Source organism: Bacillus sp. BS3(2021) (assembly GCF_021043345.1).
In the GTDB taxonomy this organism is placed as follows: domain Bacteria; phylum Bacillota; class Bacilli; order Bacillales; family Bacillaceae; genus Bacillus; species Bacillus paralicheniformis.
In genome coordinates this window covers 328,509-348,615 of record NZ_JAJNDM010000003.1, presented here as the reverse complement: position 1 = coordinate 348,615, position 20,107 = coordinate 328,509, and the positions used below count along the sequence as shown (strand labels likewise).

Sequence of the window (20,107 nt, the reverse complement as noted above, 5' to 3'; positions counted from 1 at the left end):
GCCCTGGGCTGAAAGCGGTCTGCACGGTATCTTGACCGAATGAACACTCCGAAGGTTTCCCGCTGAAAGCCCGGCAGAACTTGCGAGCAATTAGGCGGCGGACGTGAACCTGCGTTAAAGGCATGAGCGGGAACGGGTTGATCGTTCCAACTAGGGTGGCACCACGGGTATAACTCTCGTCCCTACTATTGGTTTTATAGTAGGTTCGGGGGTTTTTTTATTTCCATAAATGAAAAAAAGCATTTAAGTCATGAGGAGGATTTAAAAATGGGATTTAATATTCCAAGGGGAACACAAGATATTCTCCCAGGAGAATCGGAACGCTGGCAATACGTCGAAAAGATTGCGAGAGAAACGTGTCATGCGTATCAATATAAAGAAATCCGGACGCCTATTTTTGAACATACAGAACTATTTTCCCGCGGGGTGGGAGAATCGACCGATATCGTACAAAAGGAAATGTACACATTCGCTGACAAAAAAGGAAGAAGCCTGACGCTTCGTCCTGAAGGCACTGCATCTGCAGTACGCTCTTTTGTGGAAAACAAACTTTTTGCTAATCCGGTTCAGCCGACGAAACTTTACTACATCGGACCGATGTTCCGCTATGAAAGGCCGCAGACAGGCCGCTACCGCCAATTTTATCAATTCGGCATCGAAGCGATCGGTTCGAACGATCCGGCGATTGACGCGGAAGTCATTGCCTTGGCGATGAGCGTATACCGGAAAGCGGGTCTCAGCAATCTGAAGCTGGTCATTAACAGCCTCGGCGACAAAGAGAGCCGAACCGCTCACAGAGAAGCGCTGATCCGCCACTTTGAGCCGAGGATCGACGAGTTTTGTTCAGACTGTCAAAAACGGCTCCGGCAAAATCCGCTGCGGATTCTGGACTGTAAAAAAGACAGGGATCATGAACTGCTGAAAACCGCTCCTTCGATTCTTGACTACTTAAATGAAGAATCCAAAGCCTATTTTGCGAAAGTGCAGCAATATCTGACCGACATCGGCATTGCGTTTGAGGTCGATCCGAACCTGGTGAGAGGTCTTGACTATTACAATCACACAGCTTTTGAAATCATGAGCAATGCCGAAGGTTTCGGAGCGATTACAACGCTTGCTGGCGGAGGGCGCTATGACGGCCTTACCGAGGAGTTCGGCGGACCGAAAGCGCCGGGCATCGGCTTTGCAATGAGTATCGAACGTCTTCTCGCCGCACTGGACGCGGAAAATGTGAAAGTCGGAGCGGATGAAGGCATTGACTGCTATATCGTGACACTTGGCGACAAAGCCAAAGACTATTCTGTATCCCTCCTTTATAAATTGAGAGAAGCAGGAATTTCCGCCGAAATCGACTATGAACAGAAAAAAATGAAAGGCCAGTTTAAATCCGCCGACCGTCTCAATGCGAAATATATCGCTGTTTTGGGCGAAGATGAACTGAGCCAAAATCAAATGAATGTCAAAGATGCGAAAACAGGAGATCAACAGGCCATCGGCCTTGATGAATTCATCCATTTCTTGAAAACAAACACTGAAAGTTAAAGGAGAGGACCGCTTTGTTTGGACGAACATATTATTGTGGCGAAATAACGGAGAAGGCGATCGGAGAATCCGTCGTTTTAAAAGGATGGGTTCAAAAAAGACGCGATCTCGGAGGCTTGATTTTTATTGATTTGAGAGACCGCACCGGCATTGTGCAGGTTGTATTTAATCCCGACGTTTCCAAAGACGCCCTTGAAACAGCTGAAAGCATCCGCAGCGAATATGTGCTTGATATTACAGGAAAAGTCGTTGCCCGTGAAGAAGCAACAGTCAATCCGAACTTGAAAACCGGAAGAATCGAAATCCAAGCGGAATCGGTCAATGTGCTGAGTGCGGCCAAAACGCCGCCTTTTGCGATCAGCGACCAGGCTTCAGAAGTGTCTGAAGACATCAGGTTGAAGCACCGCTATCTCGACTTGCGCCGACCGGAGATGTTCAACACCTTAAAAATGCGGCATAACGTTACAAAAGCCGTCCGCAGCTTCCTTGATGACAACGGCTTTATCGATATTGAAACACCGGTGTTGACAAAAAAAACGCCTGAAGGAGCGCGCGACTATCTCGTACCGAGCCGCGTCCATGAAGGAGAATTTTACGCGCTGCCGCAGTCTCCGCAGCTTTTCAAACAGCTGTTGATGGTGTCCGGCTTTGACCGCTATTATCAAATCGCCCGCTGCTTCAGGGACGAAGATTTGCGCGCCGACCGCCAGCCGGAGTTTACGCAGATCGATATCGAAATGTCATTTATGAACCAGGAAGACATCATGAAGCTCGCTGAAGAAATGATGGCGAAAGTCATGCTCGAAACGCACGGTGTGGACATTTCTCTGCCGCTGCCGAGAATGTCATATCAGGATGCGATGAACCTTTACGGATCCGACAAACCGGATACCCGCTTTGACATGCTTTTGACCGATGTATCAGAAAACGTAAAGGATTCCGATTTTAAAGTGTTTGCGTCAGCTGTGGCAAACGGAGGCGCGGTTAAAGCGATAAACGTTAAAGGCGCTGCATCTAAATATTCGCGGAAAGACATTGACGCACTCGGCGAATTCGCCGCAAACTACGGGGCGAAAGGGCTGGCATGGCTGAAAGCCGAAGCGGACGGACTGAAAGGCCCGATTGCGAAGTTCTTCCAGGACGAAAAACAGCAGGTGCTCATTGAAGCGCTTGACGCGAAGGAAGGGGACCTCATCCTCTTTGTCGCAGACCGGCTGGAAGTCGCCAATGACGCGCTCGGCGCGCTGCGCTTAAAGCTCGGAAAAGAATTGAATCTGATCGATGAAAGCTTGTTCAACTTTTTATGGGTCGTTGATTGGCCGCTTCTTGAGTATGATTCAGAAGAAGGACGTTTCTATGCGGCACACCACCCGTTCACGATGCCTGTCCGGGAAGACCTTGATCTGGTCGACACGAATCCGGAAGACATGAAAGCGCAAGCCTATGATCTTGTCTTAAACGGCTATGAGCTGGGCGGCGGATCAATCCGTATTTTTGAAAAAGATGTTCAGGAGAAAATGTTTGCGCTTTTGGGTCTATCTGAGGAAGAGACGAAAGAGCAGTTCGGCTTCCTGCTTGAAGCGTTTGAATACGGGGCTCCCCCGCACGGCGGAATCGCGCTCGGCCTTGACCGGCTTGTGATGCTGCTCAGCGGCCGCACCAACCTGAGAGATACGATCGCATTCCCGAAAACGGCAAGCGCAAGCTGTTTGTTGATGGAAGCACCTAGCGAAGTGGACAGCGCCCAGCTCGATGAGCTGCACCTGTCAATCAACCGCAAAGTTCGACAGTAAATTGTAAAATATACGGCTGTACATCCCATTGAAAATCAAAGGGACGTATGATATCATTTTTAACAAATAAAGTCCTGATGTGTTTGTTGTACACCTAGTTTTGACCGAACATTTTTTTACTTGGGAGTTCGACGTTTCCAAATGGAGCAAATGCCTCTTATCACTCGTGTGCTCAGGAGGACTTGCAAAGTTTGGAACAGAACACCCACCTGCCGAGAGCGGGATCAAAACGAAGGAATACGACAACGGCACAATCGGGACTTTTTTTGTGCTTGAAAAGGCCTTTTTCGGCCATACATAGGATAATCTATGAGGCGAAGCGAAAAAATATGACGGGAAAATGAAATAGACCGCTTGTTTAATCACCCGATTATGATAAGATACTATCGGTAACTGTTAATAAAGATGGAGTGAGATTCTTGTTACATCAGTTTTCACGCAATGAATTAGCGATTGGAAAAGAAGGTTTAAATATTTTAAAAAACAGCACGGTCGCCGTTTTAGGCGTCGGCGGGGTCGGCTCTTTCGCCGCGGAAGCGCTCGCCCGTTCTGGTGTCGGCAGAATCGTGATGGTCGATAAAGACGATGTTGACATCACCAATGTCAACCGTCAGCTGCCGGCTTTACTTTCAACGGTAGGACAGCCGAAAGTTGACTTAATGAAAGCGAGAATCGCCGATATTAATCCTGAGTGTGATGTCATCGCTTTAAAAATGTTCTATACCGAAGAGACGTATGAACAGTTTTTTGCTTATGAACCGGATTATGTAATCGACGCGTCAGACACGATTCATTATAAAATTCACTTAATGAAAGAGTGCCTGAAGCGGGACATCAACATCATTTCAAGCATGGGAGCGGCCAATAAAACAGATCCAACAAGGTTCCAAGTGGCCGATATTTCAAAAACCCACACCGATCCGATTGCAAAAGTCATCCGGACGAGGCTTCGCAAGGAAGGCATTACGAAAGGCATTAAAGTCGTCTTTTCTGACGAAAGCCCGATCGTGATCCGCGAAGACGTACGCCAAATCGTCGGAAATGACGAAGCGAAAATTCGCAAAGCGCAGATGCCGCCGTCTTCGAATGCTTTTGTTCCGTCAGTCGCAGGCTTGATCATGGGCGGCCATGTGATCATGGAGCTTTTGAAAGATATCCCGATCAAAAGGGTGAAAGATAAGTAATACAAAAATGACGGCAACGGTGCTGTCGTTTAAGATTGTTGACAAAATCTCAAAACTAAAAGCCGTTTTGGGATTTTGTCATCCTTTAAAGCTCAGTGTAAGAATAAACAGCCTGTTCCCCATATGAAAAGGGAACAGGCTGTTTATTATTTTTGTTTCATCAGCTTGTCATATACTTGTTTCAGCGCGAGCTCAAATTTTCCTGTCTGCTTCGGCTGATAGTAAACTTTGTTTTTCAGCGGATCAGGCAGGTACTGCTGTTTGACCCAGCCGTTCTCGTAATTGTGCGGATATTTGTAATCGACGCCTCTGCCAAGCTCTGCGGCTCCTTTATAATGGGCGTCTTTTAAATGGTTCGGCACATCGCCGATCTTTCCGGAGCGGACGTCTGACAGTGCTTCGTCAACCGCAAGGATCGCCGAGTTCGATTTAGGAGACAGGCAAAGCTCGATTACGGCGTTGGCGAGCGGAATCCTTGCCTCCGGAAATCCGATTCGTTCCGCCGTTTGAATAGCTTGAAGCGTTCTTCCTCCAGCCTGCGGACTCGCCAGGCCGATATCTTCATAGGCGATAACAAGCAGCCTCCGTGCAAGGCTTTCCAAATCCCCCGCTTCAATGAGCCTTGCCAGATAATGAAGTGCCGCATTGACGTCAGAGCCTCTGATCGATTTTTGGAAAGCGGAAATGACATCATAATGCGCGTCTCCATCTTTGTCGTGGACAAAGCTTTTTTTCTGCAGGCATTCTTCTGCGATTTCCAATGTAATGCGGATGGTTCCTTCGCTGTTTTCCTTTGTGGACAATACGGCAAGCTCGAGCGCATTCAAAGCGGAGCGGACATCGCCGCCGCAGCCGCGGGCCATATGGTCAAGGGCTTCATCGTCGAGAGCAACATCATACGAACCGAGGCCTCTGTGTTCATCCTCAAGCGCCCGTTTAATGGCCGCTTTGATTTGTTCAGAGTCTAATGGCTGCAGCTCGAAAATCTGCGTTCTGCTTCTGATCGCCGGATTGATCGCATGGTACGGGTTGGCTGTCGTCGCCCCGATCATAATAATCATGCCGTTTTCCAAATACGGAAGGAGAAAGTCCTGCTTGCCTTTGTCAAGCCGGTGCACTTCATCAAGGATTAAGATGACCTGCCCCGACATTTTGGCTTCGGCGGCAACGGCTTCCATGTCCTTTTTATTATTGATGACAGCGTTCAGCTTTCGGAAAGCGATGCTTGTGCTGCCGGCAATCGCCGTGGCGATCGACGTTTTGCCGATGCCCGGGGGGCCGTACAGAATCATCGATGAGAGGTGTTTGGCCTGCACCATCCGATGAATGATCTTTCCTTCTCCGACCAGATGATCCTGGCCGAGAACCTCTTCGATTTTTGTAGGGCGCATTCGAAATGCGAGTGGTTTCATGATTGATCTCTCCCGAATGTATTCTTTTTATAGAGTAACGGAAAAAAGACGATTAGAAAAGAAATGAATATGGCAAGCTGAATATAGGGCCGAAAATGAAAGTTTATATAAAGTGTGCTATAATAACCTGTAATCTATCAGAAGGGCAAGGCTGGAACCTTGCCTTAACCGAGTTTTTAATATATAACAGATGCTTAAAAACCAACAGCCGGCTTGCACCGGTAATTTCATTTGGAGAACGGCTTATGCCTTGTTAGGATGTGCCGGGCGCCTCCTGCGTCCGAACGGGACTCGGCTGCGTGCTTTTTCCTCCTTCGAGGAACGCCGAGTAGCTTTGTCCTGGTGAGAAAGGAGACTCGGCTAAAGGCTTTCGCGTCCTTCGAGGAACGCCGAGTGCTTCGTCCTGGTGAGAAAGGAGACTCGGCTAAAGGCTTTCGCGTCCTGCGAGGAACGCCGAGTAGCTTTGTTCTGGTGAGAAAAGGAGACTCGGCTAAAGGCTTTCGGGTCCTGCGAGGAACGCCGAGTAGCTTTGTCCTGGTGAGAAAGGAGACTCGGCTAAAGGCTTTCGCGTCCTGCGAAAAACGCCGAGTACCTTCGTCCTGAAGGCATGATTTATTATAGGTTAGAGGTGTTTATTTTGAAAATATCAACTAAAGGCAGATACGGGCTGACGATTATGATTGAGCTTGCTAAAAAGCATGGGGAAGGCCCGACTTCTTTGAAAAGTATTGCTCAGACAAACGATTTATCGGAACATTATTTGGAACAGCTTGTTTCACCTTTGCGGAACGCAGGGCTTGTGAAAAGCATCCGCGGCGCGTACGGCGGCTATATTCTGGGTGACGAGCCTGAGGCGATTACCGCGGGCGATATCATTCGCGTTCTGGAAGGACCGATCAGCCCGGTGGAAGTACTTGAAAATGAGGAGCCGGCAAAGCGCGAGCTGTGGATCAAGATTCGCGACGCTGTCAAGGAAGTGCTGGACTCCACGACGCTTGAAGACTTGGCCAGCTATACAGAGGGCGAGCAAGAAGCGTATATGTTTTACATTTAAGATTGAGGTGTAATGGTAGGATGGAACGGATTTACTTAGACCATGCAGCGACTTCTCCGACTGACCCACGGGTAGTGGAAAAAATGCTGCCTTACTTAACGGAAAACTTCGGAAACCCTTCAAGCATTCATTCCTTTGGGAGGGAGAGCCGAAAATGGCTTGACGGCACGAGGGAGATGATTGCTCGGGAAATCGGAGCGCATCCCAATGAAATCGTTTTTACGAGCGGGGGAACCGAAGCCGACAATATGGCGATTCTCGGAACCGCGCTGGCGAGAGAGCAGCAGGGCCGCCACATCATCACGACAAAGATCGAGCACCACGCCGTTCTGCATACGTGCAACAGGCTTGAAGAAATGGGATTTGACGTCACATATCTTGATGTCGACGAAAGCGGAAGAATCTCCGCTGAGCAGGTGAAAGACGCGCTGCGGGACGATACCATCCTGGTGACGGTAATGTATGGTAACAATGAAGTGGGAACGATACAGCCGATAGATGAGATCGGCGATCTGCTAAAAGACCATCGGGCGCTGTTTCATACAGATGCGGTACAAGCCTTCGGCTTTTTGCCGATTGATGTGCAAAAAAGCCGCATCGATATGATGTCAGTCTCCGGACATAAACTGAACGGGCCGAAGGGGACAGGCTTCTTATACGTCAACGAAAAGGTGAAGCTCAGCCAGCTGCTTTTCGGAGGAGAGCAGGAACGCAAACGCCGGGCGGGAACGGAAAATGTCCCGGGAATCGCGGGACTCGGTGAAGCCGTTTTGCTGTCAGGTCAGGAAAGAGAAGAAAAATCGGCGCTTTACCGCCGGTTTAAAGACATCGTCATTCGTACGCTGGAAGCAGATGGCGTCTCCTTCGATGTGAACGGCAGCAGAGAGCACAGCCTGCCGCATATTTTAAATCTGTATTTTCCGGGAGTATCTGTTGAATCGCTGCTCGTTAATCTCGATATGGCGGGAATTGCAGTATCGAGCGGATCGGCGTGCACGGCCGGATCTGTGCTTCCGTCTCATGTTCTCTCCGCCATGTTTGGCGAGGAAGATGACCGGCTGACGTCATCCATACGGATCAGCTTCGGCTTTGGCAATACAGAGGAGCAGGTGGAGCGGGCCGCGAAAGAACTTGCGGCAATTGTTCAGCGCCTGTCATAAGTGTCGGGAAGCGACGCTCCGAGCTAAAGATTCGCATCTTGCCCGAAAATGATGATATGATCTGAAAGGACAAGTTTTTGAATTGATTTATTGGAGTTGATGAAAATGACGAAGCGGCCTGAAGATACACGGGTGGTCGTCGGAATGTCCGGAGGCGTTGATTCCTCTGTGGCGGCTTTGCTTTTGAAAGAGCAGGGCTATGATGTCATCGGAATTTTTATGAAAAACTGGGATGACACAGATGAGAACGGTTTTTGCACAGCGACGGAAGATTACGAAGATGTTATAAAGGTATGTAATCAAATCGGAATTCCGTACTATGCGGTAAATTTTGAAAAGCAGTATTGGGAAAAGGTTTTTCAATATTTCCTTGATGAATATAAAGCGGGCAGAACGCCGAACCCGGATGTGATGTGCAACAAAGAGATTAAATTTAAAGCCTTTTTGGAGCACGCTTTGTCGCTTGGAGCCGATTATTTGGCCACCGGCCACTATGCGCGGGTCGACCGTACGGACGGGCGTGTTAAAATGCTCAGAGGGCTGGACGAAAATAAAGATCAGACCTATTTTCTTAACCAGCTGACAGAAGAGCAGTTAAGCAAAGTGCTGTTTCCGATCGGCGAGCTTCAAAAAAGCCGCGTCAGGGAAATCGCAAAAGAAGCGGGGCTTGCGACAGCTGCCAAAAAAGACAGCACAGGCATCTGCTTTATCGGAGAACGGAACTTCAAAACGTTTCTCAGCCAGTACCTTCCAGCACAGCCGGGAGATATGCGGACGATGGAAGGCGAATTCAAAGGCCGCCACGACGGTTTAATGTACTATACGATCGGACAAAGGCACGGCCTCGGCATCGGGGGAAGCGGAGACCCTTGGTTCGTCGTCGGAAAAGACCTTGAAAAAAACATCTTGTATGTTGACCAAGGATTCGACAATCCGCTTCTTTTCTCCGATAAGATCACGGCGACAAACGTAAGCTTTGTGCATGACGGCGTCTTCGGCGGCGAAGACGAGCTCGCCTGCACGGCCAAATTCCGCTATCGCCAAGCCGATCACGAAGTCACTGTCAGAATGACCGGGACAGATGAAGCAGAGGTCGTCTTTAAAGAGCCGGTCCGCGCCGTTACGCCGGGACAAGCGGTTGTCTTTTACAGAGGTGAAGAATGCCTAGGCGGCGGAACGATTGATGATGTGTTTAAAGACGGACAACAACTTTGGTATGTATAAAACCGGGGCTCTGGATAACACCCCGGAGCTTCTCGAACGGCTGCCGGCAATGTCGGCGGCCTTTTTAAAATAGTTCGTGAAAGGGAGAGGGCTTTTGGATTACAATCAAATTGGAATAGATGCTATGCAAAAAGGCGACTTTGAAAAAGCCGCAGAAGCCTTTACAAAGGCAATTGATGAAAACAGCGGCGATCCGGTGCCTTATATCAACTTTGCCAATCTGCTTTCGGCAGTCGGGGAACTGGACAGGGCGCTTAAGTTTTACGACCGGGCGGCTGCTTTGGACGAGAAAGCGGGAGCAGCTTATTATGGAGCCGGGAATGTCTATGTCATGAAAGAACGGTATCAAGAAGCGAAGGACATGTTTGAAAAAGCGCATCGGACGGGCATGGAAAACAGCGACTTATATTATATGCTCGGGACGACGCTTGTGAAGCTTGAGCAGCCGAAGCTCGCGATGCCGTATTTGCAAAGGGCCGCTGAGCTGAACGATACGGATGTCGAAGCCCGTTTTCAATACGCGATGTGCCTTGCCAATGAAGGGATGCTGGACGAAGCGATCACGGAGTTTTCAAATGTAACAGAGCGCGATCCGTCCCATGCAGATGCTTTTTATAATTTAGGCGTTGCCTATGCGTTTAAGGAAGATCGGGAAACCGCGCTTGCCATGCTGAACAAGGCGCTGGACATTCAGCCGGACCATATGCTCAGCATTCGCGCCAAGCAGCTTTTGGAAGAAGCTTGATTGATCAAGGGCCGTCATAACGGATTTTGAATGGAGAGGGGGAGAACAGTGATGCAGCGCCATAACCCGGACCAAATTGAAATGGAAGAAGCTTCATTTGTAAAAGGAACGGTTGCGGCTGTCATTTATCATAATGAAACAAACCTGTATACCGTATTAAAAGTAAAAGTGGAAGAAACATCGGAGTCTTTTGAAGACAAAACCGTTTCTGTCACGGGTTACTTTCCTTTGATCCATGAAGACGATATCTACACTTTTTACGGAAAAACCGCCTCCCATCCGAAATTTGGCCTGCAATTTCAAGCGGATCATTTTAAAAAAGAAGTGCCGACAACGAAAGAAGGTGTGATCCAATACTTGGCCAGCGATTTATTTGAAGGAATCGGCAAAAAAACGGCCGAGGAAATTGTTAATAAGCTTGGGGAAGGTGCGATCAACAAAATTTTAAGCGACGGCGCCGTCCTGTATGATGTTCCGAAGCTCTCCAAAAAAAAGGCGGATAAGCTTGCCGCTGCCCTGCAGCAGCATCAGGGGCTCGAACAGATTATGATCTCCTTGAGCGAATTCGGCTTCGGCCCCCAGCTGTCCATGAAAATTTATCAGGCGTATGAAGCGGAAACGCTTGATAAAATCCGCGAAAATCCGTACCAGCTTGTCAAGGATGTCGAAGGAATCGGCTTTATCAAGGCGGACGAACTGGGCGGCAGAATGGGGATCTCAGGCAAACATGAAGAGCGGATCAAGGCGGCGATTTTATACACGGTTGAAGCGACATGCCTTCAAGAAGGGCATACATACATAGACACGAGACAGCTCATCATCGAGACGCAAAAACTGTTAAACCAGTCTGCAGGTGATGAAAAAGTAACCGAGATGGATGTGGCGGACGCGATCATTTCTTTAGGGGAGCAAAAAGAGCTGTTCATTGAAGATGAAAGGTGTTATTATCCGTCCCTTTACTACGCTGAACAAAGCTTTGCCAAAAGGGTGCAGAAAATCGCCGGACAGACCGAATACGATGACCAGTTTCCCGAATCGGAATTCCTGCTCGCTTTAGGGGAGCTTGAAGAACGGATGAAAGTGCAGTACGCGCCAAGTCAAAAAGAAGCGATTCAAAAAGCGCTGATGTCGCCGATGCTGCTTTTGACAGGCGGACCGGGAACCGGGAAAACGACCGTCATTAGGGGAATCGTCGAGTTGTACAGCGAGCTGCACGGCTTAAGCTTAAATCCGGCTGATTACAAAAAGGATGAAACGTTTCCGTTTGTGCTCGCAGCACCGACCGGCCGGGCCGCTAAGCGGATGAGCGAGTCGACCGGGTTGCCGGCCGTAACGATTCACAGGCTTCTCGGCTGGAATGGAGCCGAAGGATTTACGCACGATGAAGACAATCCGATTGACGGACGGCTGCTCATCATTGATGAAACGAGCATGCTTGATATATGGCTCGCCAACCAATTGTTCAAGGCGATTCCCGACCGGATTCAGGTCATCATGGTCGGAGATGAAGACCAGCTTCCGTCCGTCGGTCCCGGACAGGTGCTGAGGGATCTTTTGGCATCGAATGTCATTCCTTCTGTCAGATTAACCGATATTTACAGGCAGGCTGAAGGCTCTTCCATCGTTGAACTGGCGCATGAAATGAAACAAGGAAAGCTTCCTGAAAACTTGACCGCGCCGACAAAAGACCGTTCTTTCATTCGCTGCCGCCAGCAGCAGATTAAAGAAGTCGTCGAAAAAGTCGTCAAAAACGCGCTGCAAAAAGGGTATTCGGCCAGGGATATTCAGATTTTGGCTCCGATGTACAGGGGAGCAGCCGGTATCAACGAGTTAAACGCGCTTTTGCAGGGCATCCTGAATCCCCCGAAGCCGAAAGGCAGGGAAATGAAGTACGGCGATGTCGTGTACCGTACCGGGGATAAAGTGCTTCAGCTCGTCAACCAGCCGGAACACAACGTGTTTAACGGTGATATGGGTGAGATCGTCTCGATTTTTTATGCAAAAGAAAATACGGAAAAAGAAGATATGGCCGTCGTCTCTTTCGACGGGAATGAAATCACCTTTACAAAAAAAGATTTTAACCAATTTACGCACGCCTATTGCTGTTCAATCCACAAATCGCAGGGCAGCGAATTTCCGATCGTCATCCTTCCGGTCGTCAAAAGCTATTACCGCATGCTGAGAAGGAACTTGCTTTACACGGCCATCACAAGAAGCAAGAAATTCCTGATTTTGTGCGGGGAAGAAGAGGCCCTTGAATGGGGCGTGAAAAATAAGGAATCATCGGAAAGGCAGACATCGCTTAAAAGAAGGCTTCAGCAGGCGGCGCATGAAGAGGATGAAGAGCTCATGGCGCTGCAAAAAGAGCTGCCTTTTAGCGTCTATGACGCCAATATCGGGATGGAAGGCATTACACCTTTTGATTTTATGGAAAAGGAAGCAGAATAAGTGTTTTTCATGGAATCCATTTCATCGTATGAGTCTCGTCGCAACAGCAGATCATAAGAATGTTCGTAAAAAGGTGGTTGATCACACTTTGAGAACATGCAATGAACTGGAAGGACTCAATGTTTACGACAGACAATCTTCTCTCCCGCTTGGGGTGGTAACAGATATCTGTTTTTCCAATGAAGGGACATGTCTCGGATTGATTATGGAAGAGAAGCGGCGCTTTTACAATCCCCGTTCGCTTCTTCCGCTTCCCGCTGTCACCGAAATCGGACGTGACAGCGTATATGTTGATTTCACCGAATTCAAGCCGATGCAAATCCCGAAGCAGAGTCTTTCTTATGACCAGATGAAACAAAAAATGGTCAAAAACGGAGCAGGAGATACGCTGGGCATGCTGGAAGATGTATACTTTTCTTCCGACACGGGCATAATCGTAGCATATGAACTATCAGACGGTTTTTTTGCCGATTTGTCAGGCGACAAAAAGCAGATTCACTCATCTGGGGAACCGCTTGAAGTAGGCAGAAGCACAATCGTCTTGAACGAATAAGAGGTGTGTGTTCAAATGCTCGTTTGCCCGAATTGCAAAAGCAAAAACATCGGCAAAATCGGTGTAAATCAATATTACTGCTGGGGATGCTTTATTGAGCTGACCCTTTCAAAAGGAAAAATTTCGACTCATCAAGTCGAAGAGGACGGAACATTGAGCAGCCTGGACGATCTGTTTTCAGATGACGAACGAACGATTAACCTTTGAATGGAGGTTAGAAAGTTGAATCGTACAATGACTTCTCTCATTTCTTTAGGAGCCGGGGCTTTGATGTACTACATGGCGTCTCAGAACGATATGATGAACAAGCGAAACATGAGAAAGCTGAGAAGACGCGTCATGAAAATGTTTTAAGCAGAAGGGATACCCTTAAAAGGGTGTCCCTTTTTTCTTCGGGAATAATTACAAGCAGAAATCAAAAGCTAACAAGGGGTGAAAAAAATGCTGAAAAAACCGCTGCAGCTTTTAATGTGGGTCTCGATCTTCATGCTTTTGCTATTAACCGTCTATATCTTTTTGCAGCTGAGAATGATTTGGGAGCCTGTCTGCGTGCTGCTGAAGTCGATTCTGATCCCGCTTGTAATTGCGGTTTTTATCACCTATCTGCTTTTGCCTGTCGTTGAAAAGATACACCGGGCCGGCGTGCCGAGAACATTGAGTATTTTGCTGATTTATGTTCTGTTTTTTGCCGGTCTCGGCTACGCCTTTTACAAAGGGGTGCCGATCCTCATTAAACAGCTGACAGAGCTATCAGAGGGAATTCCGTTTCTTGCCGCATCTTACGAAAGCATGCTGGATCAGCTGCATCATCATACAGACGGCTGGCCCGACGGCATGCACGACAGGATCGACAGGTTCGTCAATCAGACGGAGGAATTCGTAGCAAGCTGGGTGGAACGGACGATCAGAAGCATCCGGTTCGTTTTTGATTATATGCTCGTGGCGGCGATTATTCCTTTTTTAGTATTCTACATGGTGAAAGATATTGATACGATGAAGAAGGCGGTATGGTATTTGACGCCTTCTTCATGGAGGGCGAGAGGCAGCGAATTCATCCGCGATGTCGATGATTCTCTTGGAGACTACATCAGAGGCCAGCTTTTTGTCTGTCTTGTCATCGGCTTGGGAGCGAGCCTGTCATTTTGGTTTTTTGACCTGCCCTATCCGCTGATCCTCGGCCTTGTCATCGGCGCGACAAATGTCATCCCGTATTTCGGTCCCGTCATTGGCGCGATTCCCGCCGTTATGGTAGCTGCCGCTTTATCGACGAGGCTCGTTTTCGTGGTGATCATTACGATTTTGGTGCTGCAGTTTATCGAAGGCAATATTCTCGGCCCTCTTGTCGTCGGGAAAAGCCTGCATATGCATCCCGTCGTCATTATGCTTGGATTGCTGGCGGGCGGGGAGCTTGCCGGCATCATCGGCATGATTCTGGCTGTGCCTGTCATGGCCGTTATCAAAGTGATGCTCGTCCATTTTTTAGCGGCAAGAAAAGCGTGAGCGGCAGAAGTTTGACATAACGGCCTCCGTTGTCTATAATTTCGAAATAGACATACATACGTATCTCGATTGACGGATCCGAGTATACTGAAGCCCTGTTTTATAGAGAGAAGCTCCATTGCGGTGAAAGAGCTTTAACAGAAGATCAGTAGAAGCTAATCCTGAGTGCAGGCGAAAACCTGCCGTCTTCATCCGGCGTTATTCGGATATCAAGGTGATGGGCGTTTTGTTACGCCCATAATCAGGGTGGTACCGCGAGAGGAGCTCTCGTCCCTGTGTAAACGTTGTTTGCATAGGGCGGGGGCTTTTTCATTTGCATGTGCATCATTTAAAGGAGGAAAAAACAATGAAGACATTGACATCCGCACAAGTGCGCCAAATGTTTTTAGATTTTTTTAAAGAAAAAGGGCATGACGTTGAACCGAGCGCCTCTCTTATTCCGCATGAAGATCCCTCCCTGCTTTGGATCAACAGCGGAGTTGCGACGCTGAAAAAATATTTTGACGGACGGGTTGTGCCGGAGAATCCGCGCATCTGCAACGCTCAAAAATCAATCAGGACGAACGATATTGAAAATGTCGGGAAAACAGCCCGCCACCATACGTTCTTTGAAATGCTCGGGAACTTTTCGATCGGCGATTATTTCAAAGAAGAAGCGATCGAGTGGGCATGGGAATTTTTAACCGATCAAAAATGGATCGGCTTCGATCCCGAACGGCTGTCAGTCACGGTCCATCCGGAAGATGACGAAGCGTATGAATTATGGTCAAAAAAAATCGGCGTTCCTGAGGAACGGATCATCAGACTGGAAGGAAACTTCTGGGATATCGGTGAAGGCCCGAGCGGACCGAATACCGAAATTTTCTATGACCGCGGTGAAGATTATGGAAATGACCCGTCTGATCCGGAACTTTACCCGGGTGGGGAGAACGAGCGTTACCTTGAAGTATGGAACCTTGTGTTCTCCGAGTTCAACCACAATCCTGACGGAACATACACACCGCTTCCGAAGAAAAACATCGATACGGGGATGGGTCTTGAACGGATGGTATCTGTTATTCAAGATGCCAAGACGAACTATGATACGGATTTGTTTATGCCGATCATCAAGGCGACAGAAGCCATTTCAGGAGAAAAGTACGGCACATCTGCTGAAAAAGATACGGCATTTAAGGTTGTGGCCGACCATATTCGAACGGCTGCGTTTGCGGTCGGCGACGGAGCGCTTCCGTCAAACGAGGGGCGCGGCTATGTCATCAGAAGACTGCTTCGCCGCGCTGTCCGCTATGCGAAGTCCATCAATATTAACCGTCCGTTTATGTATGAGCTCGTGCCGGTAGTTGCCGACATCATGGCCGCATTCTACGGCGAAGTCAAAGAAAAAGCGGACTTTATCGCGAAAGTCATCAAAACAGAGGAAGAACGCTTCCATGAAACATTGCACGAGGGCTTGGCGATTCTCTCAGAAGTGATTCAAAAGGAAAAAGAAAAAGGAAACCGCATCATTTCCGGGGAAGATGTCTTTAAACTGTATGATACGTATGGATTCCCTGTTGAACTGACCGAAGAATACGCCGAAGATGAAGGCATGGAAGTCGATCATGACGGATTTGAGCGCGAGATGGACAAGCAGCGCGAACGGGCCCGGCAGGCGCGCCAGGACGTCGGTAGCATGCAGGTTCAAGGCGGCGCTCTCCGCGATATCATGACAAAAAGCGAATTCATCGGCTATTCCGATATCAAAACGGAAACGAAAATCGCCGAGCTTCTTCAAGACGGGGAACTTGCCGACCTCGTTCAAGAAGGCAAGAAGGTTCAGTTTATCCTGGAAAAAACCCCGTTCTATGCTGAAAGCGGCGGACAAATCGGTGATAGAGGCTGGGTTAAAAGCGGGGATGCCGCGATTCGCGTCACAGACGTTAAAAAAGCGCCGAACGGCCAGAACCTGCATGAAGGGATCGTGGAAAGCGGCGCAATTAAAAGAGGCATGAGCGTGACCGCAGAAGTCACGGAGCGGCTCAGAAAAGACATCGTCAAAAACCATACCGCGACACATTTGCTTCATCAGGCGCTGAAAGATGTGCTCGGTACGCATGTCAACCAGGCCGGCTCGCTAGTCACTGACAGCCGTCTGCGCTTTGACTTCTCTCACTTTGGACAGGTGACTAAGGAAGAACTCGAACAAATAGAAACAAAAGTGAACGAGAAAATTTGGGCATCGATTCCTGTGCAAATCGACTTAAAACCGATTGATGAAGCGAAAACGATGGGAGCCATGGCGCTGTTTGGCGAAAAATACGGAGACATCGTCCGCGTCGTTCAAGTCGGCGACTACAGCATCGAGCTGTGCGGAGGCTGCCACGTGAGAAACACGGCTGAAATCGGTCTCTTTAAGATCGTGTCCGAATCAGGCATCGGGGCCGGCACCCGCAGAATCGAAGCGGTAACTGGGCAGGGCGCTTATGAAGAAATGAACGCCAAACTGGAGCTTCTCGAGCAGGCGGCAGAAGTCCTGAAAACCAATGTGAAGGAAGTGCCGAAACGGATCGAAGCGCTCCAGTCTGATCTGAAAGAAGCTCAGAGAGAAAACGAATCTTTATTGGCGAAACTGGGAAATAAAGAAGCCGGAGAGATTTTAGAAAAAGTAAAAGAAATTGACGGAATCAAACTGCTCGCAGAAAAAGTGAATGCCAAAGATATGAATCACCTGCGCACAATGGTTGACGATCTGAAGGCGAAACTGGGCTCAGCCGTCATCGTTCTCGGGGCGGTTCAAAACGAAAAAGTGAATATTTCCGCCGGAGTTACAAAAGATTTAATAGAGCGGGGTTTTCACGCAGGCAAGCTTGTCAAGCAAGTCGCAGAAGCATGCGGAGGCGGCGGAGGCGGCCGTCCGGACATGGCGCAGGCGGGAGGAAAACAGCCTGAGCAGCTTGTTGAAGCATTAGCATCTGCGGAAGAATGGGTAAAATCCGTTTTATAAATAGCCGTTGTGGTGTAGAATGGTGATTAGAAGGTAATCAGGCTGAAACTTTGCCTGCGAATTTGGGAAAGAGGTGCAAAACGGTGAGCTCATTTGATAAGACGATGAAATTTAACTTTTCCGACGATTCGATGGAAACCAATGTAAATGAAGTGCTGATAACCGTCCATGATGCGCTTCAGGAAAAAGGCTACAACCCGATCAACCAAATTGTCGGATACCTGCTATCAGGAGATCCCGCTTACATTCCAAGGCATCGAGATGCACGTAACCTGATTCGGAAAATAGAAAGAGACGAGATAATCGAAGAATTGGTTAAATCGTACTTAGAACAGCATAAAGAGGCGTAAACAAGCATGCGAATATTAGGTCTGGATTTAGGTTCGAAAACGCTCGGCGTAGCGTTGAGCGATGAAATGGGCTGGACGGCTCAAGGGATAGAAACGATTAAAATCGACGAGGCGGGCGGTGACTACGGCTTGAACCGCCTCGCCGAATTGACGAAAGACTATGTCATTGACAAGATTGTACTCGGTTTTCCCAAAAACATGAATGGAACCGTCGGCCCGAGGGGGGAGGCGAGCCAGAAGTTCGCGGAAGTGCTTGAAGAAACGTTTCAAGTTCCCGTCGTGCTTTGGGACGAGCGCCTCTCGACAATGGCGGCCGAAAGAATGCTGATTTCAGCAGATGTAAGCAGGCAGAAAAGAAAAAAAGTAATAGATAAAATGGCGGCCGTGATGATCCTTCAAGGATATCTCGACAGCCTAAACTCATGAGGTGAATAAGATGGAACACGGAGAAAAAAACATTACGATTGTAGACGACAAAGGAAACGAACAGCTGTGTGAAGTGCTCTTCACATTTGACAGCGATCAGTTTAACAAGTCATACGTGCTTTATTATCCGGTTGAAGCACAGGATGAGGAAGAGATCGAGATCCATGCTTCAAGCTTCGTACCGAATGAAGCCGGAGAAGACGGCGAACTGATGCCGATTGAAACAGAAGAAGAGTGGGATATGATCGAAGAGACGCTGAACACGTTTTTAGCGGATGAAGACGAAGAAGAATAAAGCAGCGGCTGAACCGCTTGACAAAATCCTAAAACTTAAACCGTTTTAGGATTTTGTCATTTTTTAAATGGGCATCTGCAATCATTTGCGCCCTGCTGCCGACAGGCGGCTTTTTTTATTAAAACATTTTGTAATAAATTGCCGAATGATAACGAATCATGTAGTATATACCATGGGAGGAGAGGAGGACACCAATGTTTGAAGATCAGACAAAGAAACCGTTTATAAAAAGACTCCTTAAACATAAAATAAAGTTTTGGCTGACTGTGGTCGCGGTTCTGCTGATTTTAACCGCAGGCGCTGTTTCGCTTTACGTCAAATCGGCGCTCGAACCGGTCGATAAAAATAATGCAAAAACGGTCAGCGTCTATATTCCGGAAGGATCGACCGTTACGTCCATCGCCGCCAAACTGAAAAAAGAGGACCTAATTAAAAACGAAAAAGTATTTATCGCTTATGTGAAATTTAAAAATGCCTCCGGCTTTCAAGCGGGGAACTTTCAGCTCAGCCAGTCGATGGATGCGGCCGGCATGGTCAAAAAGCTGACGAGCGCTTCGCATGTACCGGCATTTAAAATTACCGTTCCTGAAGGAAGACAGCTCCAGGAAATCGCAGCTATCATCGCCGGACAAACCAACTACTCGGCAGCGGACATTATGAAAAAGCTGGATGACCGCGAATTCATCAGCCGATTAAAACAGAAGTATCCGAAACTGATCACCGACGACGTGCTAAACAAGAATATCAAGCATCCGCTTGAAGGATACCTGTATCCTGCGACATATCCGTTTTACGACCCTGAGACGAAGCTGGACGCAATCATCGAAGCGATGATCAAACAAACAGATCAGCTGGCTGAAAAGTATGAAAAGCAGATGAAAGACAAAAAGATGTCCGTCCACAAAGCCTTGACGATGGCTTCGTTAATTGAAGAAGAAGCTACCGAAAAAGCGGACCGGCACAAAATCTCAAGCGTCTTTTACAACCGCATCAGCAAAAACATGCCATTGCAAACGGATCCGACCGTTTTATACGCGCTTGGGGAGCATAAAAACCGTGTCATGTACAAAGACCTTGAAGCGGATTCCCCGTATAATACGTACAAACATGCCGGTCTACCGCCTGGGCCGATTGCTAACGCGGGAGAGAGCTCCTGGGAAGCGGCATTAAATCCGGAGCAAACAGACTATGTTTATTTCCTTGCAAAGAAAAATGGGGAAGTCGTCTTTACAAAAACGCTTGAAGAACACAATAAAGCAAAAGCAAAATACATTACGAACACGCAGGACGAGGAAAAAGGAGAGTAAAAATTACTCTCCTTTTATTCGCAAATACAAAGGTTTTATGATAAAATATATCGGGTTGTTTATTGAGAAAAGACAGTCGACTGCTTTAGGAGAGTGCTGCACATCTGACCTAAGGCTCTTTTTTATGAAAG

The 20,107-nt window shown here is 48.1% G+C and carries 18 protein-coding genes, 1 other RNA gene and 1 other annotated feature (1 of these 20 running past the window's edge); of the genes, 18 read left to right on the top strand and 1 reads right to left on the bottom strand.

The annotated features are described in order from the left end of the window. Positions 1–187: a binding site (T-box leader), on the top strand; it begins 53 nt to the left of the window's first position. An 80-nt stretch (positions 188–267) separates the two neighbouring features. The 4 genes from hisS to LQ247_RS09390 all read left to right on the top strand — a co-directional run bounded on the left by hisS (position 268) and on the right by LQ247_RS09390 (position 4,519). After that, complete coding sequence (gene hisS, locus LQ247_RS09405; RefSeq protein WP_023855387.1) at positions 268–1,542, top strand: histidine--tRNA ligase; 1,275 nt, start codon at positions 268–270, stop codon at positions 1,540–1,542. Between the two features lie 14 nt (positions 1,543–1,556). After that, the gene (aspS, locus tag LQ247_RS09400; protein WP_023855386.1) at positions 1,557–3,335 is read left to right on the top strand and encodes an aspartate--tRNA ligase; all 1,779 of its coding nucleotides are present in this window, start codon (positions 1,557–1,559) and stop codon (positions 3,333–3,335) included. 68 nt (positions 3,336–3,403) lie between these two features. After that, positions 3,404–3,600, top strand: a non-coding RNA gene (ssrS, locus tag LQ247_RS09395) — 6S RNA. A gap of 154 nt (positions 3,601–3,754) precedes the next feature. Further along, positions 3,755–4,519 (top strand): tRNA threonylcarbamoyladenosine dehydratase, encoded by a 765-nt coding sequence (locus tag LQ247_RS09390; RefSeq protein WP_025811059.1) that lies wholly within the window; start codon positions 3,755–3,757, stop codon positions 4,517–4,519. 146 nt (positions 4,520–4,665) lie between these two features. Here LQ247_RS09390 and LQ247_RS09385 read toward each other — a convergent pair whose 3' ends face one another. Beyond that, positions 4,666–5,931, bottom strand: a complete 1,266-nt coding sequence (locus tag LQ247_RS09385) for a replication-associated recombination protein A (protein WP_105980170.1) — start codon at positions 5,929–5,931, stop codon at positions 4,666–4,668. Positions 5,932–6,568: 637 nt separating this feature from the next. Between LQ247_RS09385 and cymR the strand changes: the two genes are divergently transcribed. The 14 genes from cymR to mltG all read left to right on the top strand — a co-directional run bounded on the left by cymR (position 6,569) and on the right by mltG (position 19,976). After that, a complete protein-coding gene (gene cymR, locus LQ247_RS09380; protein ID WP_023855382.1) occupies positions 6,569–6,985 on the top strand; it encodes a cysteine metabolism transcriptional regulator CymR in 417 nt (138 codons plus the stop codon). A 20-nt stretch (positions 6,986–7,005) separates the two neighbouring features. Beyond that, the gene (locus tag LQ247_RS09375; RefSeq protein ID WP_035338447.1) at positions 7,006–8,145 is read left to right on the top strand and encodes a cysteine desulfurase family protein; all 1,140 of its coding nucleotides are present in this window, start codon (positions 7,006–7,008) and stop codon (positions 8,143–8,145) included. A 105-nt stretch (positions 8,146–8,250) separates the two neighbouring features. Further along, positions 8,251–9,369: a tRNA 2-thiouridine(34) synthase MnmA gene (gene mnmA / locus LQ247_RS09370; protein ID WP_050820726.1), complete on the top strand. Its 1,119-nt coding sequence runs from the start codon at positions 8,251–8,253 to the stop codon at positions 9,367–9,369. A gap of 94 nt (positions 9,370–9,463) precedes the next feature. Continuing rightward, positions 9,464–10,114, top strand: coding sequence for a tetratricopeptide repeat protein (locus tag LQ247_RS09365; RefSeq protein WP_025811062.1), 651 nt, complete (start codon positions 9,464–9,466; stop codon positions 10,112–10,114). Positions 10,115–10,165: 51 nt separating this feature from the next. After that, complete coding sequence (gene recD2 / locus LQ247_RS09360) at positions 10,166–12,562, top strand: SF1B family DNA helicase RecD2 (protein WP_023855378.1); 2,397 nt, start codon at positions 10,166–10,168, stop codon at positions 12,560–12,562. A gap of 88 nt (positions 12,563–12,650) precedes the next feature. After that, the gene (locus LQ247_RS09355; RefSeq protein WP_023855377.1) at positions 12,651–13,115 is read left to right on the top strand and encodes a PRC-barrel domain-containing protein; all 465 of its coding nucleotides are present in this window, start codon (positions 12,651–12,653) and stop codon (positions 13,113–13,115) included. Between the two features lie 15 nt (positions 13,116–13,130). Beyond that, on the top strand, positions 13,131–13,322 hold the full coding sequence (locus LQ247_RS09350; RefSeq protein WP_016885531.1) for a hypothetical protein: 192 nt from the start codon (positions 13,131–13,133) through the stop codon (positions 13,320–13,322). Positions 13,323–13,337: 15 nt separating this feature from the next. Beyond that, entirely contained in the window at positions 13,338–13,469 is a 132-nt protein-coding gene (locus LQ247_RS09345) for a YrzQ family protein (protein ID WP_003183926.1), read from the top strand. An 87-nt stretch (positions 13,470–13,556) separates the two neighbouring features. Then, positions 13,557–14,615, top strand: a complete 1,059-nt coding sequence (locus tag LQ247_RS09340) for an AI-2E family transporter (protein ID WP_023855376.1) — start codon at positions 13,557–13,559, stop codon at positions 14,613–14,615. Between the two features lie 346 nt (positions 14,616–14,961). Then, positions 14,962–17,598: an alanine--tRNA ligase gene (alaS, locus tag LQ247_RS09335; protein ID WP_231005933.1), complete on the top strand. Its 2,637-nt coding sequence runs from the start codon at positions 14,962–14,964 to the stop codon at positions 17,596–17,598. An 83-nt stretch (positions 17,599–17,681) separates the two neighbouring features. Further along, positions 17,682–17,948 carry an IreB family regulatory phosphoprotein gene (locus LQ247_RS09330; protein ID WP_003183920.1) on the top strand — a complete coding sequence of 89 codons (267 nt, stop codon included), beginning with the start codon at positions 17,682–17,684 and terminating at the stop codon, positions 17,946–17,948. A gap of 6 nt (positions 17,949–17,954) precedes the next feature. Further along, the gene (gene ruvX, locus LQ247_RS09325) at positions 17,955–18,374 is read left to right on the top strand and encodes a Holliday junction resolvase RuvX (RefSeq protein ID WP_003183918.1); all 420 of its coding nucleotides are present in this window, start codon (positions 17,955–17,957) and stop codon (positions 18,372–18,374) included. 10 nt (positions 18,375–18,384) lie between these two features. Next, positions 18,385–18,669: a DUF1292 domain-containing protein gene (locus tag LQ247_RS09320; protein ID WP_016885528.1), complete on the top strand. Its 285-nt coding sequence runs from the start codon at positions 18,385–18,387 to the stop codon at positions 18,667–18,669. A 194-nt stretch (positions 18,670–18,863) separates the two neighbouring features. After that, positions 18,864–19,976, top strand: a complete 1,113-nt coding sequence (gene mltG, locus LQ247_RS09315; RefSeq protein WP_023855374.1) for an endolytic transglycosylase MltG — start codon at positions 18,864–18,866, stop codon at positions 19,974–19,976. Positions 19,977–20,107: the final 131 nt, after the last annotated feature.